Genomic DNA, 26,950 nt, shown 5'->3' with positions numbered 1-26,950 from the left:
GGGTGGTTGTGTTGGGCCATACAAAGAGAAAAGCGATCGTGCGCTTAACTCTTCGTAATCAGAATTTTACGGATTCTGGTAGAGACCCCCACACCCTATCAGTGGGGTTATACGAAGCAACAGTGTTGATTTCCGCTCTCATGGCTGACGAGTTTCGTCGCCAGAGTGGCATTCAATGGCGTGCGGAAATTCATTAAATGATAACTGAATTGAATCAAAACGCCACTATTGAGCAAAATCCTTTTTCAACCCACTGAATTGGAGTGACAAAAAAGGCCAACCCGCAGGCTGACCTTGTTTTTGATTCCTTTTGAATGTTGCCGACATGTTCGCGGCAAGTTCGCTCTATTTTTAGCGCTAATTCAATTGGCTGACTTAGTTGTTGCTGTGCAGTTCGCTGTTGAGCTCAACCGCAGATTTGTTCGCCAGACACTCAACCTGACCAGTTTGAGAGTTGCGACGGAACAGTAGGTCGGACACGCCAGCCAAGTCGCGCGCTTTGACGATTTCGACTTCGTTGCCATCTTTGTCCAGCATGCGCACTTTGGTGCCCGCGGTGACGTACAAGCCTGATTCCACCGTACAACGGTCGCCCAGTGGGAAGCCCAGACCGGCGTTTGCGCCCAGCAGTGAGTTTTCACCGATAGACACCACGACTTTACCGCCGCCAGACAGCGTACCCATGATCGATGCGCCGCCGCCGATGTCAGAACCGTTGCCTACCAGAACACCTGCAGAAATACGGCCTTCAACCATGCTCACGCCGGTTGTGCCTGCGTTGAAGTTGATGAAACCTTCGTGCATCACGGTGGTGCCTTCGCCCACGTGTGCGCCCAGACGAACGCGCGAGGTATCGGCGATACGCACGCCTGTTGGGACCACGTAGTCCACCATTTTAGGGAATTTGTCGACACAATCGACGCTCAATGCGCGGCCAGCCAGACGCGCTTCGATTTGGCGATCGGCCAGTTCAGGCAGGTCGATTGGGCCTTCGTTGGTCCAAGCAATGTTGTGTAGCAGACCAAAAATGCCATCGAGTACGGTGCCGTGAGGCTGAACCAGACGGTTTGAGATCAGTTGCAGTTTCAAAAAGCCTTCTGCCACGCTTTGTGGTTTGTCATCTGATGCCAGAATGACCAACACCAATGGCTGTACTGAAGCGGCTGCTTTCTCGGCAAACGCTGCGCTTGCCGCTTGATCGTTCGCTGCAAACGCTTTGGCCAGCTCAGCGCTTTGCGCTGCGGTGATCTCCAACGCTTGGTTGCCTTCGCTGTAGCCAGCCACTGCTGCCAAATCAGCAACCAGCTGATCGCTTGGGTTGAGGATCGGCGTCGGGAAGAATACTTCAATGATTTTTCCGTCGCGGTTTTTGGTTGCAGTACCAAAGCCCAGTGCAAAGTTTGCCATGTTGGTCTCCATTAATCGTTAAGCTTTAAAATTATTGTGTGACAGTGATGGGTTGAGCGTCATCCAGTCATTGGGTTGAAATCATCATAGAGAGACTCTTTCAGAGAAGAAAGGGTAAAAAAAGGATCCGTCCATCGAACGATACTTTTTGTCTTTTGAGAGACACATCTCTTTAGATGGAAGTGGGGCTTGATCGGCCGCTATGCCGACCGATCTGAACGCCAGAGATAAAAAAACCGCTGCTTAGGCAGCGGTTTCGTGTCGAATTAAGCTGCGTCGTCAACCGCGTCTTCGGTTTTGACCGCTTTAGGCTTTTTTGGGGTTGGCTTGCGCTTCGCGCCCAGAGCATAAAGAATCTCTTCTTTGTTCTGTGCCAGGAACATGGCCAGCTCTTCCTGTTTCGCTTCGTCTTCGATCAGTTCACTTTTACCCAGTAGCTCGAACAGCTCATCTGCTGTGTCCAGCATTTTGTCATAAGCGTCAGCTTCGGCCTTCGAGGTAAAAGTCATTTTCTCTTCTCCGTTGCGTTCCACCACGTACTTAACGATGACAGCCATGGTTCATCCTCTACATTATTTTGCTAAAAAATTACTGGCTGTTTATACAGTTTTCAAATGCAAAAGTCCAGCCAGCGACGTCAAACTGAGAGCTACGGCATCACGCTGGCCAGTGGTGACAGAATTCAATAAAACGCTTGAGCAGCGGGCTTTGATATTTCTCTTTATGCACCAGAACCCAAAAGCGGCGCTTCATGTCGAGCGGCACATTGAGCACGTGTACGCGCCCGTCATGAATCGCGGTTTGCGCCGCAAGGCGCGACAGGCAGCCAAAGCCCAGCCCCGCGGAAACGCTGTTGATCAGCGCTTCAGTGGTGTTGAGCTCAAACGCTTCGTGCCACTGCTCAATGCGTGGCGCCATCACGCGTAGGAAAAACTCTCGTGAGCCGGAACCGGCTTCGCGCAGCACCCATTCACTGTGCTCAAAATCGCTGAGCACAATTTTGTCTTTGCTCGCCAGCGGATGCGTCGGCGCGCACACGATGCACATTTCGTCCTGGCTGAATTGAGTCGACATCAATTGCGGGTGCAGGGTTTTACCTTCAATCAACGCAATATCAAGCTCGTAGTCGACCAGTTTTTGACAGATCAGCGCCGAGTTGGAAATAAACAGGCTTTGTGATTGATGCTGAAACTGGGCGCGAAAGGCGCTGAGCAAATAGGGCGCGACCTGATTGCCGATGGTGTCACTGGCGCCGATGCGCAGTTGGCCGGAAAGGGTTTGGTTATCTTCAAACAGGTGATCGAGATCTTTGGCGCGGCTGAGCAGTTCATCGGCCAACGGCAAGAGCTTTTGCCCCTCCTGATTGAGGATCAACCGGTTGTTGACCCGATCAAACAGCGCGTGCCCGAGCTGCTTCTCCAATTCTGAGAGCGCCATGCTGACCGCCGCTTTGGAGAGGAACAGCACCTCGGCCGCCGCTGTCAGGGTTTTGTGCTGCGTGATGGTAGTGAACACGCGCAACTGTTTGAGGGAAATATTGGATGCCATTTTCGTTAAGTTAGATTGAACGTCTGTTAGGAATAATTAGATATATTCAAACGTAGTGCAAGCGTATTATGCCCCCATTCCCGAATACGACGCGGTTGATGACCGGTTTTGTCGTGTTGTTGAAGTAACCGAGTGATGAGGTGGTTATGATTCGAACTGCGAAAAACAAAGTGATGGGCGCGCCAACACCGATGGCGGGTTTGGCGCTCGGTATCGCCAGTTTGGGCTGGTGCTGGGAAAATGCCGCTGATTTGCATGGCGTCGGTCAATGGACTGGCGCGGCACTGGCCAGCGTACTGCTGCTGATCCTGACCGTGAAGTTTTTGTGCCACGGTCATCTATTGCGTCAAGATTTGGCCCATCCGGTGGTCGGCAGCGTGGTGCCCACTTATGCGATGGCGACCATGGTTGTCAGCCATTCCGTCGGCCAGTTTTTCCCCATCGCGGGCGATGCATTGTGGCTGATGGCCGTGGTGCTGCATGTGATTTTTCTGGCGAGTTTTGTGTACCACCGCGCCAAAGCGTTCGAACTGCACCACATGGTGCCAAGCTGGTTTGTGCCGCCGGTGGGTATTATCGTCGCTGACGTGGCGTTTTCTGGTAACCCTGCGCTGGCTCCAATTGCTCATGGCGCGCTGCTATTTGGCATGCTGGCTTACGCGGTGATGCTGCCAGTGATGATCTATCGCTTTATGTTCACCCAAGAAGTGCCGGATGCGGCTAAACCCACCATGGCAATTCTGGCCGCGCCAGCCAGCCTGTCGATGGCCGGTTACTTGACAGTAACCGCCACCCCATCGCCAGTGGTGATTGCGCTGCTGTTTGGGATTGCGGTGCTGATGACTGCGATCATCTACTTGGCGTTCACCCGCTTGCTGCGCCTGCCATTTAGCCCGGGCTATGCGGCATTCACCTTCCCGATGGTGATTGGCGCCACTGCGCTGTTCAAAATGGCGCACTGGATGGACAGCATCGGTATGGCGGCACAAGATGTTCATCAAGTTCACGCGTTGGCGATGGTGGAATTGCTGGTCGCTACCGTGGTGGTCAGTTACGTGGCGCTGCGTTATGTGATGTATTATCAGCCAGCGCCTCGAATTATGAGCAATGCGTAACCCTTTGCGCATCGAAAACCGCAAAATTGTCATTCCTCAAATGCACTTATGCTAATCTCAGTGGCTATGAAAGCTAGAGCAGCATGAGTGCATTGTGTTTACCGTTTACCACGCCAACAAAGTTGATACGCTGAAGATTCTGCTGGTGCATCTGATTAAAAACGATCCACTGGCCAATCCGTTTGAGAAAGAGCAGATTCTGGTACAAAGCCCGGGGATGTCGCAGTGGCTGAAAATGGCACTGGCGCAAGAGCTTGGTGTCGCGGCCAATCTCGATTTTCCACTGCCGGCAACCTTCATCTGGGAGATGTTCACTCAGGTGTTGCCGAACGTGCCCAAACGCAGTGCCTTCAACAAAGAAGCGATGACCTGGAAACTGATGGAACTGCTGCCCTCGCAGTTGGATCAGGATGTGTTCGCGCCGCTGCGCCGCTACCTGCAAGACGATACCGACCAGTCGAAGCTCTATCAACTGGCAGAAAAAATCGCTGATATTTTCGATGGTTACTTGGTGTATCGCCCCGACTGGATCGCTCATTGGGAAGCGGGGGAAAGCGTGGCCGAAATCGACGGAGAGCACCCGTGGCAGCCGGTGTTGTGGAAAGCGCTCTACGATTACACGCTGGCGCAAGGCCAATCGCATTATCACCGTGCCAACCTCTACCAAAGCTTCATCGACGCCTTAGCGTACATCGATCTGACTCACGATGAGGTGCTGCGTGCTGCGCTGCCGAAACGCCTGTTTATCTTTGGCATCTCGTCGTTGCCCCCTCGTTACATGGACGCCCTCAAAGCGCTCGGCGAACACATTGACGTGCATCTGATGTTTACCAACCCATGTCAGCATTACTGGGGCGATATTCGCGACCGTAAATATCTGGCGCGGGTGGAAAGTCAGCGCCGCAAACAGCTGGTTCTTCATCCCAACGCGGAGACTCACACCTTCACGGTGGCGGGGGAAGTGTCGCCGCTGAAAGGCGAGCTGGACGATTACGCGGGCGATGAGCTGCACACCGCGCAAGCCGTTGGCAACAGTTTGTTGGCATCGATGGGTAAACTCGGGCGCGACAATCTCTATTTGCTGGCGCAAAGCGACAACGAAGAGCATGAACTGTTTATTGATGTGCCGCGGGATTCGCTGCTGCATCAGTTGCAGGCCGATATTCTGCATCTCGAAGAACATCAAGACGATACGCTGCTGGACAGCAGCGCGCACAAACCCGCACTGCCTCACGGCGATCGCTCACTGACGCTGCATGCCTGCCATAGCCCGATGCGGGAAGTGGAAGTGCTGCACGACGAATTGCTGGCGATGTTTGACCGCGATCCGGAACTCAAACCGCGCGACATCATTGTGATGGTGGCCGACATCAACGCCTACAGCCCTTACATTCAGGCGGTGTTTGGTAACGCGCCGGGGGAACGTTTCATTCCGTATTCGATTTCCGACCGCACCGCCGATCAGGAAAGTCCGATTCTCAATGCGTTTATGCAGTTGGTCGCGTTGCCACAATCACGCTGTCTGGCGTCGGAATTACTGGAACTTCTGGAAACGCCAGCGATGATGGCGCGCTTTGCGCTTGATGCAAGCGAATTTGACACCGCCAAACGCTGGGTTGAAGAGTCGGGCATTCGCTGGGGGCTCAACGACGCGACCGCGCAAGAGTTTGAGCTGCCGCAGACCCATCAGAACACTTGGCAGTTCGGCATCGCCCGCATGCTGCTGGGCTATGCGATGCCGTCATCGGTTGGTTTGTTTGAAGCGGACGGTCACGCCATGGCACCGTACAACGAAGTGCAGGGCATGAGCGCGGAACTCGCTGGCAAACTGGCGCATTTCATCGACACCATCAGCGATTACCGTCAGCGACTGGCGCAAACGCAGCCCATTGAGGCGTGGCGTGAGCTACTGTCGTCGCTGCTTGATGACTGTTTCAGTGTCGATCTGGACGGCGAGATGGCGCTCAAATCGATTCGCGACACGCTCGCGGCGCTCAAAGAGCAGCTCGCCGACGCCGGATACGCCGACGCAATATCACCCGCCATCATGGGCCAGTACCTGCATGACAAGCTGTCCGGTACGCGCGTCAGCCAGCGTTTTCTCGCTGGTCAGGTCAACTTCTGTACCCTGATGCCGATGCGTTCGATTCCGTTTAACGTCGTCTGCCTACTGGGGATGAATGATGGGGTTTACCCGCGTTCCATGCCGCCGGAAGGGTTTGATTTAATGAACGGCCGCACGCGTCCGGGCGATCGCTCGCGCCGCGATGACGACCGTTATCTGTTCCTCGAAGCGATGCTTTCCGCGCAGCACACTCTGTACATCAGTTACGTGGGCCGCTCGATTCAGGACAACACGGAGCGCGTGCCGTCGGTGTTGGTGACTGAATTGCTGGAATATTGCCAGCAGAACTATTGCTTGGCCGGCGATGAAGCGCTGCCGAGTGATGACTCTGGCGCGCGCCTGATTAAGCAGTTGCAGTTCACTCACGCCATGGTGCCCTTCAGCCCGCAAGCGTTTTTGACCGATGTCGGCAGCTATGCCAAAGAGTGGCTGCCTGCTGCGCTGCGCCAAGGCACTCCGAGTGGCACGTTCCACCGCGCGTTGGATGATTATCTGCTCGATGCGGTTTATCCGTTGGAATTGGATCTGGTTGAGCTGCAACGTTTTTGGCGCTTACCGGTGCAATATTTCTTCAATCGCCGCCTGAAAGTGGTGTTTGAGCCGCCTTTGCCGGTGATGGAAGATGATGAGCCGTTCGCGCTCGGTGGCCTTGCCAGCTATCAGCTGCGTGACGCGCTGTTGGACGGCTTGCTTAACGCACCCTCGGCGCAGGCACGTGACGAAGTGTTGGCGCAGTTCAATAAGCAGCAGCGCGCGCAAGGTAAGCTGCCGGTCGGCGCGTTTGGTGAGTTGGAATTTGAAACCAATCGCGTGCAAGCCGAAGAGCTGGTCGAAAAAGTTCAGTTTCTCTGTCAGGCGCCGCTTGATGATCTCGATGTCAACCTGACCCTCACGGCGCTCGGCCAGTCACGCCCGGTGCATTTAAGTGGCTGGCTGACACGGCGCTATCAATCGGGGCTGGTGCGCTATCGCAGCGGTGCGATTCGCTCGGAAGATATGCTGGCGGCGTGGATCGATCATCTGGCGGCAGCGGCATCGGGCGCTAACCTGATCACGCATGTGATTGGCTACGATCGCAAAGACGGCGTGGTGCATCAGGTGCTGCCGCCATTGAATGCCAACGCCAGTGAGAGTGCGGCGCTGGCACTCGCGCAACTGAACGAATTAGTGCGCCTTTATTACCAAGGCATGACTGCGCCGCTGGCCTATTTCCCGAAAACAGCGTTGGCCAGTGTTGAAGCTGGATTTAGCCGCGGGCAATGGGTCGACGATGAAGAAAAATCGCTCAAGAAGATGGCCGAGACATTTAATGACGGTTTCATGACCAGCGGCGAAGGCAACAACCATTACATCGCGCGTTTGTGGCCGCAATGGACGGACGAACTGGCGCATCAGGTGCGTGTGTTAGCGAGTTTGGTCTTGCAAGCACCGCGTTTACAGTTGCGCGATTACGCCGACCACATCTCAATCGAGAAGGCCAGTCAGGCATGATGGTTAGCATCGAATGTTGGGAAGCATCGAATATCGGGAAGAGAGTAGAGTGGCCGCCAGAAAATCATTATTGGTGTAGGGCGTTCGCTGTACGGCCACAGGTCAGAGGGACCATGATTCGGTAGATGGCAAGCGGGGCTTGCTTCAATGGGGTGCAGTGTAATGATCCAATATGGTGCGCGCTGTGAGTCCGATCCCATAACCTCCTGTCTGGGCAAGTTTTTGCACAGATTCATAGAATTATTTAATTCGGATCACATAAATTTTCGAATAATGACCCAAAGGCAACTGGAAATATGAGTGTCACTGCCAACATCACTGCGACGCCACTGGAAACCATGACGTTTCCGCTGCACGGCGCGCGTCTGATTGAAGCGTCGGCGGGTACGGGTAAAACCTTTACCATCGCCGGATTGTATCTACGTTTGCTGCTTGGCCACGGGAGTGAACACACCCGTCACGCCAGCGCGTTGACGGTCGATCAGATTCTGGTGGTGACCTTTACCGAAGCGGCGACCGCTGAGTTGCGAGACCGAATTCGTGCCCGCATTCACGATGCGCGTCTGGCGTTCAGCCGCGGGAAAAGTGATGATCCGGTGATTCAGCCGCTGCTGGCGGAATTTGCCGATCACCAACTGGCGACGCAGCTCTTGCTCAACGCGGAGCGCCAAATGGATGAAGCGGCGGTCTACACCATTCACGGTTTTTGCCAGCGCATGCTGACGCAAAACGCGTTTGAGTCTGGCAGCCGTTTCAACAACGAATTTGTCACCGATGAAAGCCATCTGAAAGCGCAAGTGGTGGCCGATTACTGGCGCCGTCAGTTTTATCCGTTGCCGCTCAATCTGGCTGCGGAAGTGCGCCGCTTGTGGGCATCGCCTGCGGCGCTGCTGGAAAAAATCGGCGGTTATCTGACCGGCGCGCCGCTGTCGCTGACGACACCGGTGATGGAGGGCGACCTCGCGGCGCTGCATCAACACAACCTGACTCGCATTGAGGCGATGAAAGCGGCGTGGCTGGCGGCGGCCGATGACATTCACGATTGCATCGCCAATTCCGGCATTAACAAGCGCAGCTACACTAAGAAATCATTGCCGGAGTGGATCGCCGCGGTGTCGGACTGGGCGGCGCAGCCAACCCATGGTTACGAGGTGTCGGACAAGCTGGCGCGTTTTGCTCAGGATGTGCTGGTAGAGAAAACGCCATCGGGCGATGCGCCGCGTCATGCCGTGTTTGAGGCCGTGCAGGCGTTTTTGGCTGAGCCAGTCAGCTTGGAAGCGCCGCTGCTGGCGCACGCGATCACGCACTGTCGCACGCTGCTGGCGAAAGCCAAAGCCAGCAAGCAGTGGCTGTCGTTCGATGACCTGCTGACGCAACTATCCGCATCGCTGGATGGTGATGATGAAGGCACGCTGGCGGCGCGCATTCGCACGCTCTATCCGGTGGCGATGATCGACGAATTCCAGGACACCGACCCGCTGCAATACAGCATTTTTAGCCGCATTTATTTGCCGCATCCGCAGTGCGGTCTGTTTATGATCGGCGACCCGAAACAGGCGATTTACGGCTTTCGTGGCGCGGACATTTTTACCTATATTAAGGCGCGCAATCAGGTGAGCGCGCACTACACGCTCGGCACCAACTGGCGCTCCAGCGCCGACATGGTGGCGGCGGTGAATCAGGTATTTACCCTGCCAGACAGCCCGTTTATATACGACAACGACATTCCGTTTTTACCAGTTAGCGCCAGTCCGAAAGCGAGTGGCCGTGCTTGGCTGCTGAACGGAGAGGTGCAACCTGCGCTGACCTACTGGTCAATGGCAGCTGACGCGCCGGTGACCAAAGGCGCGTATCTCGACACCATGGCGGCGGCGACCGCAAGCCAGATTCAAACCATTTTGACAGCGGCGCAGCAAGGGCAGGCGCAGTTTCGTCACGGCGGAGCTATTCAAGCCAGCGACAGTATTCAGGCGGGTGATATCGCAGTGCTGGTGCGCACCGGAAATGAAGGGCGCTTGATCAAAGAGGCGCTGGCTCAGCAAGGCATTGCCAGCGTGTATCTCTCGAACCGCGACAGTGTGTTTACCAGTGCGATTGCGCCGGATATGCAGCGTCTGCTGCAAGCGGTGCTGACCCCGGATAACGATCGCGCCATGCGCGCGGCGCTCGCTTCCCCCTTGTTTGCGCTCAATGCGCAGCAGTTGGACGCGCTCAATAACGATGAAAATGAGTGGGAAAATGCGCTGAACGAATTCAAACAGTATCGTCAGTTGTGGCTCGATCGCGGTGTGCTGCCGATGCTGCGCGCGGTGCTGAGCCTGCGTCATATTGCCGAGCGCTGGCTGGAAGAACCCGACGGCGAACGTCAACTGACGGATTTCATGCACCTGAGTGAATTGCTGCAACAGGCGACGCAGGAGATCGACAGCGATCATGGCCTGCTGCGCTGGTTGGCGCAGTCGATCGCTGATGCCGAGCAAGGGCTGGGCGGCAGTGATGAGGCGATTCAACGCTTGGAATCTGAGCGCAATCTGGTGCAGATCGTCACCATCCACAAATCCAAAGGTTTGGAGTACGAGTTGGTGTTTTTACCGTTTGTGCTCAGCTATCGCGAAGCGAGCGAAGGTAAATATTACGATGCTAGCAGCGGCCAGACCTTGCTGGACATCAGCGGTCAGGATGCCTCAATTCAACAGGCGGACAAAGAGCGTCTGGCGGAAGATCTACGTCTGATTTATGTGGCCCTGACCCGCGCCGTGTACGGCTGCTTTATTGGTGTGGCGCCACTGCGCAACGGCCGTTCCAGCAAAGAGCCGACCGGCGTGCATCACAGTGCGCTGGGTTATCTGCTGCAAAATGCCCAGCAAGGCGGCCTGGCGCTGCTCGCAGAATCACTGCATCAACACACGGCGTTGGCGTGTGTTGCGGTCACGGAGCCACCCGCTGTGCCTGAATCGGTATTTGTGCCTTCGGCTGAGCCATTGCCACCGCTGAGCGCGCGTTCGCTGAGCCACGAGATTGATCGCCTGTGGCGCATCACCAGTTATTCCGGCTTGGTCAAACAGGGCAGTCATCAGCATGATGCGAGCTTTGAAATCGGTGGCTTTGATGTCGACTCGGCGGATGAGCACGATGAGGCGGCATTGGCTGAACCCGAGCGCTCGATTTTCACCTTCCCGCGCGGCGCGCAGCCCGGCACATTTCTGCACAGCCTGTTTGAAGAAGTGGAGTTCACCCAACCCGCCAGCGATGAACACAACACGCGTATCATTGCCGACTTGATGGAGCGCGAGCAGATCGACGCCGAGTGGCTGCCTGTGCTGCAATCGCTAGTGGATACCGTGCTGCGCACGCCACTCAACGGCAAAGATTTGTGCCTTAACCAAAAAGCGCCGCATCAGCGCCTGACCGAGATGGAGTTTTTACTGCCCATCGAGGTGCTCAGTGCGCCTGCCCTGAACCGTGTGGTGCAGCGCCATGACCCGCTGTCGGCCAAAGCGGGCGATCTCGGCTTCTACACCGTACAGGGCATGCTGAAAGGATTTATCGACTTGGTGTTTGAACATCAGGGCAAATATTACGTGCTGGACTGGAAGTCCAACCATCTGGGCGATGAAGTCGCCGCGTATCAGGGCGAACGGTTAGCGCAGGCGATGGCTGAGCACCGCTACGATTTGCAGTATCAGCTTTATGCGCTGGCGCTGCACCGTTTTCTACGAAGCCGTTTGGCGGGCTATGACTATCAGCAGCATTTTGGCGGCGTCTATTACCTGTTTTTACGCGGCATGGATGGCTCGTCGCAACACGGCATTTTCAGCGCCAAGCCGAGTCAGGCGATGTTGGAAGAGCTGGATGAACTGATTCAGGGCAAAGCGGTGACATCGCGCACCACGTCCGCCGGACAGATGGAGTTGGATTTATGATGGATGTCCGTTTGGATTTCACGCAGCTGAGCGCGCAGTTAAAGCAACTGGCGGCGCAGGGCGCACTGCGCCAGCTCGATTACCAGTTTGCGCATTTCCTCGCACAACAAAGCGACGCGGAGACGCTGAGCGATCACGAGCGCGCGGCGTTGATGTTGGCCGCAGCGGCGGTCAGTGCCGAACTGGGGCGCGGTCATATCTGTTTGCCACTGGTTGATGAGCAGGGCAACTGGGTTGAACTGGCGAGCAAATTGGGGGTGTATGGCGAGGCTGCCCTGCCGTTAAATCAGCTGTGGTTGTCTGTGGATTGGGCGGCGCTGGTGGCGCGCACGCCGCTGATTGGCGCACGCGGTGAAGCGGTGCCGCTGATGTTTGATGGTCAGCGCCTATACCTGCATCGTTATTGGCATTATGAAGTGACCTTGGCGGCGCGTTTGCAGTGCTTTGGGACACCCATGATCTTAAAGCCTATGGCAGTCCAAAAACTTCGCCAGCGTCTGGATACATTGTTTGCCCGCGACTATCGTTTTTTACAGCAAGCCTTGCAGCGCAAGGGAGAAACGTCGGCATTGAATCAGGTTGGTCGTCAGCGTCTGGTGTGCGATATGCTTGATGTGGTCGACGAGTCTGGGCTCGATTGGGAAGCGATTGATAGTGTGTTGCAACAGGCCAAACGCAGCGAGGATTTTGCGCCGCTGGAGACCTTGGTGCCCCAAGCGCACTGCTTGAACTGGCAGAAAGTGGCAGCCGCGATTGCACTGACACGCCGCTTTGCGGTGATTTCTGGCGGTCCCGGCACGGGCAAAACGACCACCGTGACCAAATTGCTGGCGGCGCTGATCAGTCAGGCGCAACAAGCGCAGCACACGCCGACCATCAAGCTGGTGGCACCGACGGGGAAAGCGGCTGCGCGACTGACGGAATCGATCGGGAAAGCGGTGGCAAGCTTAGCCGTCGAACCTGAGCTCAAAGCGCTGATCCCCACCGAATCGAGCACCATTCACCGCTTATTGGGGGCGATTCCCGACAGCGCTGAGTTTCGCCATCACGCAGGCAATCGCCTGCACCTTGATGTGCTGGTGGTCGATGAAGCGTCGATGGTCGATTTGCCCATGATAGTCAAATTGGTCGATGCGCTGCCGGACAGTGCGCGGCTGATTCTACTTGGCGATAAAGATCAGTTGGCGTCGGTGGAAGCGGGCGCCGTGCTGGGCGATATCTGCTCGTTTCTTTATCAAGGGTACAGCAAAGAACAGAGCCGTGTGTTGTCTGAGTTGACTGGCTTTCAGCCTGCGGCGCTCAGCCCGCGTCACGCCGATCATCGCATTGCCGATAGCTTGTGCATGCTGCAAAAGAGTTACCGGTTTGATGCGCGCTCCGGCATTGGTCAGTTGGCGAAAGCGGTCAACAGCGGTCAGGCGGTGTGGGTAGATAAAGTATGGCAGGACGCATTTAGCGACATTCAACACTTTGCGCTCAGCAGCGAGCACTACAATCAGATGTTGCAATCTCTGGTGGGCGCCTATTCGCCGTATTTGGCGTTGATGGCAACGCCGCTCACGCCGTCGCAAAGCATGGCGGAAAAAGCGCGCGATGCGTTGCAGGCCTTTGGCCGCGCGCGTTTATTGTGCGCGGTGCGAGAAGGGGATTTTGGTGTCAGCGGCCTCAACTATCGCATGGAACGGGCGCTGGCGGCGCGCAAGAAAATCAAAGTGCAGGATGAAATCTGGTATGCCGGACGCCCGGTGATGGTGACGCGCAACGATCATGGCCTTGGCTTGTATAACGGCGATATCGGAATTTGTCTGCGCGATGAACAAGATGAGCAGCAGCGACTGAAAGTTTACTTTGAACTGCCCGATGGTAGCGTCAAAGCGGTGTTGCCAAGCCGAGTACCGCAACATGAAACCGCCTATGCGATGACGATTCACAAATCGCAGGGCAGTGAATTTGAGTTCACTGTGATGATTCTGCCGCCAGAATTCAGCCCGATTCTCACCCGAGAGCTGATTTACACTGGCATCACCCGCGCCAAAAACCAACTTGCGCTGTATTGCGATATGGGCGTGCTCAAACGTGGCATTAAGCTCAAAACGCAGCGGGCGAGTGGCTTGGTGGAACGATTGCGTGATGCGGACGAACCGGTTGCGTGATGCTCTGAGTCTGTGATGCTCCGAGTCAGTGATGTGATGGAGTGCGTGATGTGATCAGTTCGTGATGCCATCGGGGCGCGATATGAAGATTGAGTGTGTTGATATTCATCTGGCAGCCAAGAGGCTGCCAGAAGTAATGAGGTCAGATAAACGCTTTCGTGAACGTGATGCGACGAATGCGGTAGCGCTCTTGTGAGCCAAGGATAAACGCCTTGAGATTTTCACTGACGGGAAACACGCAATGTACATCCAATCCTTCAAGAAACTGGTTGTCGGCCATGTCCCAAAAGCTTTGCAGAGAGTTACAAATAACGGTTTTCATAGAGAATTTGCTCTTAAGTACTTGTTTTAGTAATAAAAGCAATCCATGCGATGTCTAAGCCAGCCACAGCTTAGGATGCGTCCTGTTGCCAGTGACTCAAAAAAGCGATCTAAGTCACAAGTGGGCGAATTTTACACAGATCATGGGGTGTTGCAAAGTGGTTATTTTGTAATCATTTTAATGAAAAGGATTGCACAGTTCTGAGTGGCTTAATTTTAGTGATTCATGCTGCTTGTTGGCTAAAAACAAGCAGCATGACAGAACTTAGAGGTTCAAAGTAAGAATTTTTGAGCGGCGTTGGTAGTTGTACAAGCTCTGCTTGGCGATCGGCAGTTTGTCGACGCCCACTTCGGTAAAGCCTTGCTCTCGAAACCAGTGCAAACTGTGGGTGGTGAGCACAAACAGGCGTTGAATCCCCATTTGCTTGGCTTGATGTTTCATGTGATTGAGCAGCAGCAAGCCGCGGTTGCCGTCGCGGTATTCTGGATGAATCGCCACACATGCCATTTCGGCCATGCTTTCATCTTGATACGGGTACAAGGCGGCGCAGCCAATCAGCAAGCCATCTTTGTCAATGATGGTGAACTTGTGGATCTCTTGTTCGAGTTGTTCGCGTGAGCGGCGTACCAGAATGCCTTGCTCTTCCAGCGGGCGAATCAGATCGAAGATGCCGCCGATGTCATCGATTTGGGCTTGGCGCACTTGTTCGGCACTCGCCATGACGATTTGCGTGCCGATGCCGTCAAACGAGAACAGCTCTTGGATCAGCGCGCCATCTTCTTTGTAGCTGACTAAATGGCTACGCGGCACGCCCGCGCGGCAGGCAGCAATCGCGGCGCGTAAAAAGCGCAACGTCCCTGTGGTGTCGTCGGCCGTCGGGCTGCTTTCCGATTCCAAGCGGTGAACGATTTTCTCGACCTCGGCGGGGAAGAGTTCTGCGATGGAGTTGCCGTTTTCATCGATGATGCCTTGTGCGGAACAAAAGCCGATCAGCTTATCGGCTTTTAATCTTATCGCCACTTGGGTCGCCACTTCTTCTGAGAGCAGATTAAAACATTCTCCTGTGACTGAACTTGCGATAGGGCCAAGCACCACAATGGAGCCTTGATCGAGCGTGCGGTTGATGCCATCGATGTCAATGCGGCGAATGCGTCCGCTATGGCAATAATCAATGCCGTCATCTATACCTAGAGGTTGAGAGATAACAAAGTTACCACTGACGACGTTAAGCTGAGTCCCCGCCATGGGCGTGTTATTGAGACTCATCGACAGGCGGGCCGTAATTGCGAGTTGCAACTGGCCGGCGGCCTGCATGACTAAACTTAACGCCTCTTCATCCGTCACGCGAATGCCTTTGTGGTAGGGCGTGGAACGGTTGTGTGTAGCTAGAATCTGATTGATCTGTGGGCGAGCACCGTGAACCAGCACTATTTTGACGCCAAGGCTGTGTAGCAAAGCGAGGTCGCTGATAATGTTTGCGAAATTTTTATCAGCAATTGCCTCACCGCCAACCATCACCACCATGATCTTGCCGCGGTGAGCGTTAACATAGGGCGCTGATTGTCGAAATCCTTTGACGAGGGCGGTACTACGAATTTTCACGGCCTGATATCCAACTTGTTTGTTTAAATATGTCCAAATAATGACTTTTTATTCATCTAGAGACAAGCGGTTTTTTCGGGTTTGATGTAAATTATCGTCCTGACGTTTCAGCGGTATGACCGCGTTGATTTCGATGATGAGTGATGGGATGGCCACGGGGCCACAAACCGACCATTCAGATGAACAGACCATGCAAAAAAGAGGGGCGATCGTGCCTGTGAATGATGAACTTCGTCAGCGTAAACGCAAAGCCGTCGAACGGATTCTGTTAGCCATTGCGGTCATCGGGACGGCACTCGCCATCATGATGTACAGCAATTTATTCAGCCGCATTGCGGATAGGTTACTGCCGCCCAAAAGCGATGTGTACGGGCTTTGGGTGGAGCAGCACGTTGCGCCTTATGCAGCAAAAAAAATTCGTTTGGACGCCAAAGGGGTGGTGATTGAAGGGCGCGTGGTGGCCACGTCGTTTGATTTTAATGGCCGCACGCTTGAATACACCATTGGCACGCGTGAGTTTCAATACAGAATGCTCAACGAAGAGAACACCGAAATGCAGCGCGTGAAACCTGCGTCGCATTACAACCCGACCTTCCAATTGTCAGGAAAACATCAAAAAAACCTCCGTTAACAATTCGACAATTGCGCTTCGCACTGGAGTTTGTCATCCTTTTCGCAAATTAGACAACGGATCAACTCCAGTGATGAAACGCCTTTTCCCCTTCGCCACCGTGGCGCTGCCTTTGACAGTCCTGTTTGGTTGTGCGCAGCCGACTGACCGAGCGCAACAATACCTCGACCATGAATTTCCGCAGACGCTCAATCAAGTGACACAAGTGGCCTCCAACACACCACGCGATTTCACCGCATTTGCCAAGCAGAGTGAGCAAGTGGTCGAGAAGTCGCCATCGATGGCTGCGATTTACGGCCCGCTGTATGAGCAACTCAACGAATGGGTGATGCAAAGTGGAGATCCGGCTGAACTGGCGCAGTTTGGCGTTCAGGCGGCACAGTTGGGCGGCGGTGATAAAAAAGGCAACGTGCTGTTTACCGGTTACTTTTCGCCCGTGATTGAATTGCGCCATACGCCAGACCCAGAATTCCATTTCCCGGTGTATGGTATGCCCGCGTGTGATGTGGATTGCCCGACGCGCGCGCAGATTTATGACGGCGCATTGTATGGTGAAGGACTGGAGCTGGGATATGCGGCCAATCGCATTGACCCATTTATTATGGAAGTGCAGGGCAGTGGCTTTGTTCATTTTGGCGATGATGACACGCTGGAATACTTTGCCTACGCTGGGAAGAACAACAAGGCTTATGTCAGCATCGGCCGCATTCTGATTGAACGCGGGTTGGTGGCACGTGAACAGATGTCGCTGAAAGCGATCAAAGACTGGGTGCTGGCCAACGATGACGAGACAGTGCGAGAGCTGCTGGAACAAAATCCGTCGTACGTGTTTTTCCAACCGCGCGCCGCAGCACCTGTGACGGGCAGCGCCGGTATTCCGCTATTGCCAATGGCTTCGGTCGCTGGCGACCGTTCGCTGTTCCCGATGGGGACGCCGATTCTGGCCGAAGTGCCGCTGCTCAACGCTGATGGCACGTGGTCGGGCGCGCATCAGCTGCGTCTGCTGATTGTGCTCGATACCGGCGGCGCGGTGAAACAGAACCATCTTGATTTGTACCACGGCATGGGGCCGCGTGCGGGCACTGAAGCGGGTCACTACAAGCATTTCGGCCGCGTGTGGAAACTGGGGCTGGAAAACTCTCCGACACAAGCGCCTTGGGCTCTGCCGCCAGAGAAGTTACAATAGCCCGCGGTCAGCTAGACTTTTTCGAAAAGAGTGCGTATAAATCGCACTCTTTCTTTTTGTGAACCTTATCATTGCGGATTAATGATCCCGATTTTGGATGATGAACATGCGTGAACTCGATACTCCAGCCTCAGACAGTTACAACCAGCGTTTTGGTGGTACCCGCCGTTTATACGGCCATTCTGAAGTCGATATTTTGCGAGCGGCGCATGTGTGTGTCATCGGCATCGGCGGGGTCGGGTCTTGGGCGGTGGAAGCACTGGCGCGTACCGGCATTGGCGAACTGACGCTGATTGATATGGACGATGTGTGTGTGACCAACATCAATCGCCAGATCCATGCGCTGAGCGGCAACGTCGGCAAGAGCAAGATTGAAGTGATGGCAGAACGGGTGAAACTGATTAACCCAGAATGCAAAGTCAATTTGATTGACGATTTCATCACGCCAGACAATCAGCATGAATACCTGAGCAAAGGGTTCGATTACGTGCTGGATGCCATTGACAGCGTGAAAGCCAAAGCGTCGTTGCTGGCGTACTGTCGCAGCAATAAAATCAAAGTGATCACCACCGGTGGTGCGGGCGGTCAGACCGATCCCACTCAAATCATGGTCGCGGATTTGACCAAAACCATTCAGGATCCGCTGGCGAAGAAAATCAAAGATCGCTTGCGTCGTTTCCACAACTTTCCGACCAATCCGGCGCGCAAGTTTGGGATCGACTGCGTCTTTTCAACTGAGCAGCTTAAATACCCGCAAGCAGATGGCAGCGTGTGCGCGGTGAAATCGACCGCAGAAGGTCCGAAACGTATGGATTGTGCCAGCGGTTTTGGCGCAGCCACTGTCGTGACGGCAACCTTTGGCTTTGTGGCGGTCTCACGCATTGTTGAAAAACTGATTCAGAAACACAGAAAATAAATAGGCAGGGTTGTTATGTCTCGCTATCCCACATCTCCGTTTGGTTGTGAAATCACCAGTGAACAGATCGCCGCAACCATGCAGTCGCTGCATGGCTGGGAAGATCGCTATCGTCAGGTGGTGCAGTGGGGGAAAAAACTGCCTCAGATGCCTGATGAGCTGAAAAGTGAACAGGTGACGGTCTCGGGCTGCGAGAGTCTGGTGTGGCTGGTGGGGGAGCCGCGCGAGGGCGTCTGGCATTTCTGCGCAGATTCGGACGCGCGCATCGTGCGCGGTTTGATTGCGATTGTCATGGCGGCGTTTGATGGAAAAACAGCGGCTGAGATTCAGGCGTTCGACATCAATGATTATTTTGACCGACTGGGGTTAATTGCCCATTTGAGCCCATCACGCGGCAACGGTCTGCGCGCCATCGTCGAGCAGATTCAAACCATGACGCACGCATAACCGATGTTGCGCCTCAGTGCGTTCAAAGCACCTTTTATCGCTTGAACTCGCTTTCCTCACGTCATGTTTTCTCAATCGATCCCATCAAAATAGCCGCATTGAGATGCGGCTATTTTGAACCGTGAGGCCATGTCTTCACGACTTACAGAATATCGACCGCTTTTTCGATGGCGGCTATCAAGCGTTCAACGTCCTGCGCTGAATTATAAATACCAAACGAAATTCGCACGGTCCCCGAGACACCAAACGCATCCATTAATGGGTGCGCACAATGATGCCCTGCGCGCACGGCGATACCTTGTTGATCGAGCAAGGTGGCCAAATCCTGATGGTGCACGCCATCCATCACCAGACTCAGAATGCTCGCCTGAGGCTGATAACCCAACACGCGAATGTCGTCCATTTGGCTCAGGGCTTGATAGGTAAGCGTCTGCAAGTGATGTAGATGCGCTTCCACGTCTTGACGCGCAAATTGGCTGTACCAATCAATCGCGGCTTTGAGTGCAATCGCGCCAGCCACGTTGGGGGTGCCCGCTTCAAATTTCCCTGGTAAGCCCGCGTACGTGGTGCCGCTGAACGACACTTTCTCGACCATTTTGCCGCCACCGTGCCACGGTGGCATCGCCTCCAGTAATGCTGGCTTGCCGTACAACACGCCAATGCCGGCGGGCGCATACAGTTTGTGACCGGAGAAAACATAAAAGTCGGCATCCAGCGCGGTGACGTCCACCGCTTCATGCACAATGCCTTGCGCGCCATCGACCACCACAATGGCGCCCACTTGATGCGCGGCGGCGATCACCGCTTCAATCGGCTGACGGGTACCCGTGACATTGGTGATGTGGGCCAGCGCAACTATTTTACAGCGTGGTGAGAGCAATGCATGGAATGCGTCGAGGCCAAATTCACCATGGTCGGTCATCGGTACTTTGACCACGCGGGCGCCGGTTTGCTCGGCGACCATTTGCCACGGCACGATGTTGGCGTGGTGCTCGGTTTCACTGACCAAAATCTCATCGCCTGCTTGAAGCGTGCTGCGCGCGTAGGTTTGTGCGATCAAGTTCAGCGCTTCAGTCGCGCCGCGTGTCCAGACAATACTGTGACTGCTCTGCGCGCCAATGAACTGCGCCACTCGGTCGCGCGCCGCTTCAAACTGGCTGGTGGCTTGCGCCGTCAGGCTGTGACTGCCGCGGTGTACGTTGGCATTGTGCGCGCTGTAGTAATGGGCGATCGCATCAATCACGACTTGCGGTTTTTGCGTGGTCGCGGCGCTGTCGAGATAGACCAGCGGCTGCTCATTGACCGATTGATCGAGGGCGGGAAATTGCGCGCGAATGGCGGCGATATCTAACATGTTACTCTTCACCCAGCTTTTCGTAATTGAGCTGCGGCAGCGCCACTAATGGCAGCGCCACTTCGCGGGCCAGGGCTTTGCCGGACAATTGCACGATGATTTCGACGGCAAACTCCAACGCGGTGCCCGGCCCTTGGCTGGTGAGCAGGTTGTTGTTGACGTCAAAGGTCACACGACGGTTGCGCCACAGGTCTTGCGGAATATGACTTTGAAAATTGGGGTGACACGTCATCAGTGCGCCCGGGTAGATATCGTGGTGTTGTAGCACCACGGCCGGAGAAGCGCAGATCGCGGCCACCAAGCGACCATCGTATTTTTGCTGTTTGATTACTTCCATCAACAGGGGGCTGTCGCGAAAGTTTTCTGCGCCGCCCACGCCGCCGGCTAAAACCACGGCGTCGAATTCGTCGTCGGCGACATCCACCAGCTTGTGTGCTGCGGTTAAGATGACGCCGCGTGACGCAGTCATGCTCAATTGGCCGTCGAAATCAGCGCTGGCGACAACCACCTGATAGCCCGCGCGGACCAGAATATCAATAATGGTCACGGCTTCCATCTCTTCAGTGCCCGGTGCGATCGGGACCAGAATTCGTTTTGTCATGATTGTGTCCAACTTTGTTCGATTGATTGAATGTGTTGATAAAGTGCCTGATTGGCTGGAACGGCAATGCCGTGGTGCTGCGCTTTGCGCACCACGTAGCCGGTAATAAAGTCTATCTCGGTTCGCCGCTGATGAACAATGTCCTGATGCATCGAGGAGCGATTGGCGGCGGTTGCATGGATCACGCGATCGACCGTCGCTTTGAGCACGGCGCCTTCCACCGGGATCTGTTCGGCCTGCATCACGCACACCACTTCGGCGATGATTGCGTCTAAGGTGTGACGAAATTCAGGCTGCGCCAGTTCACCATTGGTGATGTGATGAATCGCGGTGAGCGGATTGATGGCGCAGTTGACCGCCAATTTTTGCCACAGTGCGTGTTCAATGTGTGGGTGCCAGACGGCAGACGGCAGTGCGTGATGGAGCACATCGGCCATAAAGCGGCACTGCGCGCCGAGCGGATTCAAAGCGCCGAGTTGCGTTTGCCCCGCACCGGTGTGTTTCACCGTGTGAGCGGAAGTCTTCAGCGCGCCGTGTGTGGTGGTGGCCAGCAGGACAGGGAACGTGCTCAAGTGCTCAGCAAGCTCATCCAAGGCGCCCATGCCATTGTGCATAAACAGCAGTAGCGTTTCGGGGGCGATGTGTGCCCAGATGGGTTGCAGCGCAGCGGCCACTTGCCATGCTTTGACGGTGACCAGTAACACATCGGCGTCGCGCAAAGCGCTGACTTGGTTGTAGGCAAACTCGATACAAGGCGACTCATCGAGCTGCATTTTCCAGTGAGCGCTGTTGCCTGTGCCCCACAGGGACACCTGATGTCCGGCTTGGTGCAAAGCGCAAGCCCATAAGCTGCCGATAGCACCCGGGCCGACGACCACGATATTCATTGAATCTGCTTTGGTTGAGGGTTTGCGCTAAGGATAATGCGCAGCTTGCTGAAAGCAATAAAAAAGGCGCCCATCGGCGCCTTTTCTGCGTAACTGCAAGTCAGAATTAGAACTTGTAAGTTACAGAAATGTAGTGACCAAAGCCTGATGATTCAGCTTTCAGGTTTGCATTCCATGGCACGCCTTCGTTATCAGCAAAGCCGTAGATGTCGTGGTAAGCTTTCAGGCCGTAACCCACTGCGAAGCGGTCTGAGTGCCAGTAGATACCGTTGAACATCGCGCCGCCGTTGCTTGCACTTGCATATTCATCTTTCATACCGAATTGGTAATCGATGTAACCTTGGTAAGAGATGAATGAACCGTTTTCAAAGAAGTAGAAAGGTTTGAACCAGTTGGTTGCAAAGTGGAAACCGTTCCAGTCTTTATCGTTACCAAGGTAAGTTGCGTACAGGTTCACGCCTACTTTACCCAACCAAGGAACCATCACGTCTGAACCCAGACCGATTTTTTGGTTGTTCACACCGCCATTTGCGCCATCCCATTCGATCAGAGACGCAATGTACAGCTCTTGTACTGGACCGAAAGACAGGTCTTTACCAGTCAGTGCGTCCAGAGACATGCGAGGTGCAAACTTCATGAAGATTTTGCTGTCTGCTTTAGACTTATCGCTGCCTTTGTCTGAAGTCAGGTTGAAAATGTCAACGTAACCGTACAGGTCGAAAATACCCGAGCGACCACCAAACTCCATCTCCAGGTAGTCATGGCTTGATTCAGTAACGCCTTTTTCGTTGAACGCACCCATCAAGTTGAATTGCATCCACTTGTAATCGTTTTTGTGGATATCGCCATCTGAATAGTCTGCTGCCATTACTGGCGCTGAAGTAGCCGCTAGAAGGCTAAGAGCTAAAAGTGATTTACGCATTAGGGGACTCTCTATGGTTGTATTAATTCAGAAGAGCAATGATTCCTTGCCGCTTCCAATTGGCCGGAATAATAGCGACTAAATTCTCAATTAAAAGTGATAAAGGGTGCAAAAATAATCAAACTTGGTGATCTAGTTCACATGTTCAAATAAATATTACGGAACTTTTTTGTCTTTCATTTTGTTGCATTTTTATTGTGATTTAGATCGTTAATTTTCAGTCTGTGTCAGAATTTTAAGCCGATCGATTAACCAACAAAATTAGTAAGTGATCGCAGAAAACGCCAATTTCGTAGACAGAAAAAACACTTGGAGACAGGTATTTGGCATGGAAGAGATTATGTTATTCCCGCTTAGTTCGATTGTTTTGCCCGAAGGGAAGATGAAACTGCGCATTTTTGAGCCCAGATACAAACGCATGGTGGCAGAGTGCAGTAAAGCAAACAGCGGATTTGGCATGTGTTTGTTTGATAGCAAAGTGAAAGGAAATGCAAATCCACTTTCTGAATTTGGTACGTGGGTAAAAATTGTTGATTTTGAAACACTTGGTGATGGCTTGCTGGGGGTTACGGTGGTGGGCATTAAGCGCTTCTCAATTCATAAGGTGCGCGTCGAGTACGACGGCTTGCGCCGCGCGAAGGTGGAGTGGCAGCCAAGCTGGCCAACACAGGCGCTGGACGAAGACGACCTGTTCCTCAGCCATCATCTGCAAAAATTGTATCAGGAGTTTCCGCAGATTGGCGAACTGTATCCCCATTGTTTTTTTGATGATGCCAGTTGGGTGGCGCAGCGCTGGCTGGAACTGCTGCCGCTGTCGAATCAGCAGTTTGATTCACTGGCTCAATTTGCCGATTGTCGTCATGCGTTGTCGTTTTTAACGCAGACCATTGAGGCCTATGACGAATAAGTGAGGACGCTTGAACCATCACGGGGAACTTGAACTCCCGATGGGGCGTTTGGCGTACGATCGATTGGAGCGCACTATCTATACTGATAACAGTGATCGAATCTGCTGCACGCCCGTACAAGGTGACGTGAGGTGACAGACGGCTCAATATTGGGTCGCGAAGGACAGGACATCCTATGACGAGTGTGAATCCACAAACTTTCAGCCGGCAGGACTGGACTGTGTGTATGGACAAAGTGAAGCAGCATGACAAAGAGGCGTTTGCGCTCGTGTTTCACTTTTTCTCGCCGCGCCTGAAACAATTTGTTTATAAGCATCTGGGTAATGAGCAAGTGGCGTTGGAATTGGTGCAAGAGACGATGGCCACGGTATGGCAAAAGTCGCATCTATTTGACGGTCACAAAAGTTCGTTATCAACTTGGATCTACACGATTGCGCGCAATTTGTGTTTTGACCTGCTGCGCAAGCAGAAAGGCAAAGAGCCTCATGTACTGGCGGAGGACATCTGGCCCAGTGATTTTTGTCCGCCGGATCTGGTGGAACATTACGCACCGGAGCATGAAATGCTGAAAGAACAGGTGCTGAAATTTTTGGATACGCTACCGGAAGCGCAGCAGAAAGTGGTGCGAGCGGTGTATTTGGAGGAGCTACCTCATCAGCAGGTGGCGGAGATGTTTAACATTCCTTTGGGTACGGTGAAATCTCGCCTGCGTTTAGCGGTAGAAAAACTTAGAACTTCAATCGATGCGGAGCGGTTATGAGCTACCATCCTGATCTTCAATTGATCGAAGCCTATGCGGAAGGCTCAATTGACGCAACCCACGGCTTGGCTGTGGCCACTCATTTGGAAATGTGCCCCCATTGTCGCCATCAGGCAAGGCAGTTGGAGGAACAACATGGCGAGGCGCTACTGAGCACCGAAGCGATACCGAGTGACGAATCGAATTGGCAGCACATGCTGAGCCAGATCACGGCAAGCGACGTCCATCCAGCCGCCAAGCCGCTGCGCAGCAAACCGGTGGTGGTGTCGGTGAATGGCCGCCGCATTCCGGTGCCGCGTTCGCTCAAGCGACTGGTGTCGCCACACGCCAAATGGCGCAGTTATGGCGGAAAGGTGTTTAGTTTGCCCCTGCATCATGATGACGATGTTCACATGAACCTGATGTACATCAGCGCTGGTGTCAGTATTCCTCAGCACACCCATCGCGGGTTGGAATCCACATTGGTGCTGCACGGGGCGTTCAGTGATGAAGATGGTCATTATGATGCAGGCGATTTCTTGCAGCGTGATGCCTCGATTCGTCATTCACCGCAAACCGCGTTGCAGCAAGATTGTTTGTGTTTGACGGTGCTGACGCAGCCGATGGTATTTACTCAAGGGGTGGCGCGCATCTTCAATCTGTTCGGTAAGGGGCTGTATCCCTAATCGAACGCTCAATGGTTCTACCTTACTGAGTGCTTTCTTTCGGCCACCTTCGGTGGCCTTTTTTTACACAGGACAACACTTTTCTGGCATGGGGAGGCGGCGTTCAGTGTATGATGGCGACGTTTTCACCACTTAGATGCCGTTATGTCACAGCCCGTTGATAAAAAAACCTTTCTGACGATTTTTACCACCGTCTTTTTGCCGATGTTTTTGGCTGCGGTGGATCAAACGCTGCTCGCCACCGCGACGCCTGCGATGGTGCGCGATCTGGGCGATATGCAGCTCTCTTCTTGGATTGCGGTCGGCTACATGTTGGCGGGTGCCGCGTCTGTGCCGGTGTATGGTTGGCTCGGTGACCAATATGGGCGCAAAAAAATGCTGGCCATTGCGCTGAGTATTTTTGGCATCGGCTCCATCGTGTGTGCGTTGGCGGTCAATATGCCGCTGTTGGTCGCAGGCCGCATTGTGCAGGGCTTGGGCAGCGGCGGGTTGATGAGTCTGTCGCAAGCCTTGATAGGTGAGCTGGTACCGCCGCGTCAACGAGCACGCTTCCAAGGCTATTTTTCAGCGCTGTTTGCTCTGGCGAGCATCGGCGGGCCGGTGCTTGGCGGGGTCATCGTGACCTATTTGACATGGCATTGGTTGTTCTGGATTAACTTGCCGCTGGTCGGCTTTGCGCTCTATCGCTTATCGAAACTGCAATCGACGCAAGAGCACGCCAGCAAAACGCGCATTGATATTTTCGGGCTGGTGCTATTTCCGAGCCTGATGACGGTGATCATCTACTGGTTGTCGGCCGGTGGGCATTACTTTGCTTGGGATTCTCGCATGAGCTTTGGATTGCTTGGGCTTTTTGCCGTCTTGGTGGTGCTGTTTTTGATTCAGCAGCAACGGGTGAAGCAGTCGTTTCTGCCGTTGGCGTTGCTGGCAAAACGAGAAATCCATATTCCGCTCATCTCCACGTTTTTGTTTGCGTCGTGTCTGTTTGCGCTGGTGTTTTTCTTGCCGATTTTCTTGCAGGTGGGGTTGGGCGTTAGCGTGGCGCAATCGGGCATGTTGATGATTCCGCTCTCGGCTGGGGTGATTTGTGGCTCGTTTATCACCGGTAAAGTGATTGCCCGCACTGGTGTGCCGAAGTGGGTGCCGGTGTGCGGAATGTCGATCAGTTCAAGTGCTTTTTTTGCCTTGGCGATGTTGGATTTAAGCCCATCGATTGTCAGCGCCATCGGCTTTTTCTGCTGTTTGGGGCTTGGCAGTATCATGCCTTCGACACAAATTACGATTCAAACCATTGCTGGCAAAGCGAGTTTGGGGCGCATTACGTCAATGGCCGGGTTGTCGCGTTCGTTGGGAGCGTCGGTGGGGACGGCGGTGTTTGGCACGCTGATCTATTCGCAGATCCCGGGATTCAATGCGCAAAGCTCGCTGACGGCCCTGCTCGACACGCCACGCGATGTGATTATTGATGCGTTCCAAACCGGCTATTTGCTGGCGGCAGGATTGGCGTTCTTGTGTCTGCTCAATGCCCTGCGTGCGCCACGGATTCAGTTGGATGACTACAGCTAAGCGCTGGTGGTGAATACGGCGCTCATCTAGCCATAAACTTAAACTGAGTGCTGCCATCAACAGTGCCGTCATCAACAACGCAGTCATCAACAATGCAACCATGAAAAATGCAGCTATATAAAAATAGAGCAATAAAAAAACGGCCCGGTGAGGCCGTTTTTTGTCTCAGGCGAGTCCCTGAATGATGACGAACTTTTCTAACAGCTGTTCGTCCGTTTCAATGTGCGCTGGATCGGTGATGATACAGTTGGTGATCGGGCACACTGACTCGCATGTGGGCTTGTCGTAGTGGCCTTTACACTCGGTACACAAATCCGGGTTGATCTCGTAGATGCTGTCACCCATCGAGATCGCGCCGTTCGGGCACTCCGGCTCGCACATGTCACAGTTGGTGCATTTACCTGTGATTAGCAGTGCCATA

The 26,950-nt window shown here is 54.0% G+C and carries 22 protein-coding genes and 1 riboswitch; of the genes, 12 read left to right on the top strand and 10 right to left on the bottom strand.

What is annotated here, in order from left to right; translation table 11 throughout:
• Positions 1-35: 35 nt before the first annotated feature.
• Positions 36-135: riboswitch (purine riboswitch) on the bottom strand.
• A 240-nt stretch (positions 136-375) separates the two neighbouring features.
• The 3 genes from dapD to ACF8PK_RS19590 form a co-directional block, all read right to left on the bottom strand.
• Positions 376-1,407 (bottom strand): 2,3,4,5-tetrahydropyridine-2,6-dicarboxylate N-succinyltransferase, encoded by a 1,032-nt coding sequence (gene dapD / locus ACF8PK_RS19600; protein WP_143680160.1) that lies wholly within the window; start codon positions 1,405-1,407, stop codon positions 376-378.
• Positions 1,408-1,673: 266 nt separating this feature from the next.
• Complete coding sequence (locus tag ACF8PK_RS19595) at positions 1,674-1,964, bottom strand: YebG family protein (RefSeq protein WP_004729512.1); 291 nt, start codon at positions 1,962-1,964, stop codon at positions 1,674-1,676.
• A gap of 100 nt (positions 1,965-2,064) precedes the next feature.
• Positions 2,065-2,955, bottom strand: coding sequence for a LysR family transcriptional regulator (locus ACF8PK_RS19590; RefSeq protein WP_206981633.1), 891 nt, complete (start codon positions 2,953-2,955; stop codon positions 2,065-2,067).
• A 146-nt stretch (positions 2,956-3,101) separates the two neighbouring features.
• On the opposite strand from ACF8PK_RS19590, the gene ACF8PK_RS19585 reads away from it, so the two are divergent.
• From ACF8PK_RS19585 to recD, 4 genes are all read left to right on the top strand, one after another.
• Positions 3,102-4,070 carry a TDT family transporter gene (locus ACF8PK_RS19585; RefSeq protein WP_392443166.1) on the top strand — a complete coding sequence of 323 codons (969 nt, stop codon included), beginning with the start codon at positions 3,102-3,104 and terminating at the stop codon, positions 4,068-4,070.
• A 94-nt stretch (positions 4,071-4,164) separates the two neighbouring features.
• Positions 4,165-7,686, top strand: a complete 3,522-nt coding sequence (gene recC / locus ACF8PK_RS19580) for an exodeoxyribonuclease V subunit gamma (protein ID WP_392443163.1) — start codon at positions 4,165-4,167, stop codon at positions 7,684-7,686.
• Between the two features lie 296 nt (positions 7,687-7,982).
• On the top strand, positions 7,983-11,609 hold the full coding sequence (gene recB / locus ACF8PK_RS19575) for an exodeoxyribonuclease V subunit beta (RefSeq protein ID WP_392443161.1): 3,627 nt from the start codon (positions 7,983-7,985) through the stop codon (positions 11,607-11,609).
• On the top strand, positions 11,606-13,762 hold the full coding sequence (gene recD / locus ACF8PK_RS19570) for an exodeoxyribonuclease V subunit alpha (RefSeq protein ID WP_392443159.1): 2,157 nt from the start codon (positions 11,606-11,608) through the stop codon (positions 13,760-13,762). The genes recB and recD overlap by 4 nt, the downstream gene beginning before the upstream one ends.
• Before the next feature lie 142 nt (positions 13,763-13,904).
• On the opposite strand, the gene ACF8PK_RS19565 is transcribed toward recD, so the two are convergent.
• On the bottom strand, positions 13,905-14,084 hold the full coding sequence (locus ACF8PK_RS19565) for a hypothetical protein (protein ID WP_004729500.1): 180 nt from the start codon (positions 14,082-14,084) through the stop codon (positions 13,905-13,907).
• A gap of 264 nt (positions 14,085-14,348) precedes the next feature.
• Positions 14,349-15,686, bottom strand: a complete 1,338-nt coding sequence (gene argA, locus ACF8PK_RS19560) for an amino-acid N-acetyltransferase (protein ID WP_038152805.1) — start codon at positions 15,684-15,686, stop codon at positions 14,349-14,351.
• A gap of 115 nt (positions 15,687-15,801) precedes the next feature.
• Here argA and ACF8PK_RS19555 point away from each other — a divergent pair, with 115 nt between their 5' ends.
• The 4 genes from ACF8PK_RS19555 (at position 15,802) to csdE (ending at position 18,866) form a co-directional block, all read left to right on the top strand.
• Positions 15,802-16,317, top strand: coding sequence for a DUF2850 domain-containing protein (locus ACF8PK_RS19555; RefSeq protein WP_232658481.1), 516 nt, complete (start codon positions 15,802-15,804; stop codon positions 16,315-16,317).
• A gap of 70 nt (positions 16,318-16,387) precedes the next feature.
• On the top strand, positions 16,388-17,503 hold the full coding sequence (mltA, locus tag ACF8PK_RS19550) for a murein transglycosylase A (protein WP_014205679.1): 1,116 nt from the start codon (positions 16,388-16,390) through the stop codon (positions 17,501-17,503).
• Positions 17,504-17,609: 106 nt separating this feature from the next.
• Positions 17,610-18,419, top strand: coding sequence for a tRNA cyclic N6-threonylcarbamoyladenosine(37) synthase TcdA (gene tcdA / locus ACF8PK_RS19545; protein ID WP_038152825.1), 810 nt, complete (start codon positions 17,610-17,612; stop codon positions 18,417-18,419).
• 15 nt (positions 18,420-18,434) lie between these two features.
• A complete protein-coding gene (csdE, locus tag ACF8PK_RS19540; RefSeq protein WP_004729490.1) occupies positions 18,435-18,866 on the top strand; it encodes a cysteine desulfurase sulfur acceptor subunit CsdE in 432 nt (143 codons plus the stop codon).
• Positions 18,867-19,008: 142 nt separating this feature from the next.
• Here csdE and csdA read toward each other — a convergent pair whose 3' ends face one another.
• The 4 genes from csdA to ACF8PK_RS19520 form a co-directional block, all read right to left on the bottom strand.
• Positions 19,009-20,220 (bottom strand): cysteine desulfurase CsdA, encoded by a 1,212-nt coding sequence (gene csdA, locus ACF8PK_RS19535; protein WP_392443155.1) that lies wholly within the window; start codon positions 20,218-20,220, stop codon positions 19,009-19,011.
• A 1-nt stretch (position 20,221) separates the two neighbouring features.
• A complete protein-coding gene (locus ACF8PK_RS19530; protein WP_014205675.1) occupies positions 20,222-20,821 on the bottom strand; it encodes a DJ-1 family glyoxalase III in 600 nt (199 codons plus the stop codon).
• Entirely contained in the window at positions 20,818-21,708 is an 891-nt protein-coding gene (gene panE / locus ACF8PK_RS19525) for a 2-dehydropantoate 2-reductase (protein ID WP_392443151.1), read from the bottom strand. Before panE ends, ACF8PK_RS19530 begins: the two co-directional genes overlap by 4 nt.
• A gap of 106 nt (positions 21,709-21,814) precedes the next feature.
• Complete coding sequence (locus ACF8PK_RS19520; RefSeq protein WP_158141079.1) at positions 21,815-22,630, bottom strand: outer membrane protein OmpK; 816 nt, start codon at positions 22,628-22,630, stop codon at positions 21,815-21,817.
• A gap of 328 nt (positions 22,631-22,958) precedes the next feature.
• Between ACF8PK_RS19520 and ACF8PK_RS19515 the strand changes: the two genes are divergently transcribed.
• The 4 genes from ACF8PK_RS19515 (at position 22,959) to ACF8PK_RS19500 (ending at position 26,529) form a co-directional block, all read left to right on the top strand.
• The gene (locus ACF8PK_RS19515; protein ID WP_038152803.1) at positions 22,959-23,537 is read left to right on the top strand and encodes an LON peptidase substrate-binding domain-containing protein; all 579 of its coding nucleotides are present in this window, start codon (positions 22,959-22,961) and stop codon (positions 23,535-23,537) included.
• 176 nt (positions 23,538-23,713) lie between these two features.
• Positions 23,714-24,298: an RNA polymerase sigma factor gene (locus tag ACF8PK_RS19510; RefSeq protein WP_041942619.1), complete on the top strand. Its 585-nt coding sequence runs from the start codon at positions 23,714-23,716 to the stop codon at positions 24,296-24,298.
• Complete coding sequence (locus tag ACF8PK_RS19505; RefSeq protein WP_208549419.1) at positions 24,295-24,963, top strand: ChrR family anti-sigma-E factor; 669 nt, start codon at positions 24,295-24,297, stop codon at positions 24,961-24,963. Before ACF8PK_RS19510 ends, ACF8PK_RS19505 begins: the two co-directional genes overlap by 4 nt.
• Before the next feature lie 144 nt (positions 24,964-25,107).
• A complete protein-coding gene (locus tag ACF8PK_RS19500; RefSeq protein WP_392443146.1) occupies positions 25,108-26,529 on the top strand; it encodes an MDR family MFS transporter in 1,422 nt (473 codons plus the stop codon).
• Positions 26,530-26,694: 165 nt separating this feature from the next.
• Here ACF8PK_RS19500 and ACF8PK_RS19495 read toward each other — a convergent pair whose 3' ends face one another.
• Positions 26,695-26,949: a YfhL family 4Fe-4S dicluster ferredoxin gene (locus ACF8PK_RS19495; protein ID WP_014205669.1), complete on the bottom strand. Its 255-nt coding sequence runs from the start codon at positions 26,947-26,949 to the stop codon at positions 26,695-26,697.
• Position 26,950: the final 1 nt, after the last annotated feature.

The sequence above is a fragment of the Vibrio sp. CJQ_6 genome (assembly GCF_043106745.1).
GTDB classification, from domain to species: Bacteria; Pseudomonadota; Gammaproteobacteria; order Enterobacterales; family Vibrionaceae; genus Vibrio; species Vibrio furnissii.
This window is presented reverse-complemented; position numbering and strand designations above follow the sequence as displayed.

Bases quoted from the DNA above. Each gene is read 5' to 3' on its own strand.
- dapD (WP_143680160.1), bottom strand. From the start codon at position 1,407: ATGGCAAACTTTGCACTGGGCTTTGGTACTGCAACCAAAAACCGCGAC.
- ACF8PK_RS19595 (WP_004729512.1), bottom strand. From the start codon at position 1,964: ATGGCTGTCATCGTTAAGTACGTGGTGGAACGCAACGGAGAAGAGAAA.
- ACF8PK_RS19590 (WP_206981633.1), bottom strand. From the start codon at position 2,955: ATGGCATCCAATATTTCCCTCAAACAGTTGCGCGTGTTCACTACCATC.
- ACF8PK_RS19585 (WP_392443166.1), top strand. From the start codon at position 3,102: ATGATTCGAACTGCGAAAAACAAAGTGATGGGCGCGCCAACACCGATG.
- recB (WP_392443161.1), top strand. From the start codon at position 7,983: ATGAGTGTCACTGCCAACATCACTGCGACGCCACTGGAAACCATGACG.
- recD (WP_392443159.1), top strand. From the start codon at position 11,606: ATGATGGATGTCCGTTTGGATTTCACGCAGCTGAGCGCGCAGTTAAAG.
- ACF8PK_RS19565 (WP_004729500.1), bottom strand. From the start codon at position 14,084: ATGAAAACCGTTATTTGTAACTCTCTGCAAAGCTTTTGGGACATGGCC.
- ACF8PK_RS19555 (WP_232658481.1), top strand. From the start codon at position 15,802: ATGACCGCGTTGATTTCGATGATGAGTGATGGGATGGCCACGGGGCCA.
- tcdA (WP_038152825.1), top strand. From the start codon at position 17,610: ATGCGTGAACTCGATACTCCAGCCTCAGACAGTTACAACCAGCGTTTT.
- csdE (WP_004729490.1), top strand. From the start codon at position 18,435: ATGTCTCGCTATCCCACATCTCCGTTTGGTTGTGAAATCACCAGTGAA.
- csdA (WP_392443155.1), bottom strand. From the start codon at position 20,220: ATGTTAGATATCGCCGCCATTCGCGCGCAATTTCCCGCCCTCGATCAA.
- ACF8PK_RS19530 (WP_014205675.1), bottom strand. From the start codon at position 20,821: ATGACAAAACGAATTCTGGTCCCGATCGCACCGGGCACTGAAGAGATG.
- panE (WP_392443151.1), bottom strand. From the start codon at position 21,708: ATGAATATCGTGGTCGTCGGCCCGGGTGCTATCGGCAGCTTATGGGCT.
- ACF8PK_RS19520 (WP_158141079.1), bottom strand. From the start codon at position 22,630: ATGCGTAAATCACTTTTAGCTCTTAGCCTTCTAGCGGCTACTTCAGCG.
- ACF8PK_RS19515 (WP_038152803.1), top strand. From the start codon at position 22,959: ATGGAAGAGATTATGTTATTCCCGCTTAGTTCGATTGTTTTGCCCGAA.
- ACF8PK_RS19510 (WP_041942619.1), top strand. From the start codon at position 23,714: ATGACGAGTGTGAATCCACAAACTTTCAGCCGGCAGGACTGGACTGTG.
- ACF8PK_RS19505 (WP_208549419.1), top strand. From the start codon at position 24,295: ATGAGCTACCATCCTGATCTTCAATTGATCGAAGCCTATGCGGAAGGC.
- ACF8PK_RS19500 (WP_392443146.1), top strand. From the start codon at position 25,108: ATGTCACAGCCCGTTGATAAAAAAACCTTTCTGACGATTTTTACCACC.
- ACF8PK_RS19495 (WP_014205669.1), bottom strand. From the start codon at position 26,949: ATGGCACTGCTAATCACAGGTAAATGCACCAACTGTGACATGTGCGAG.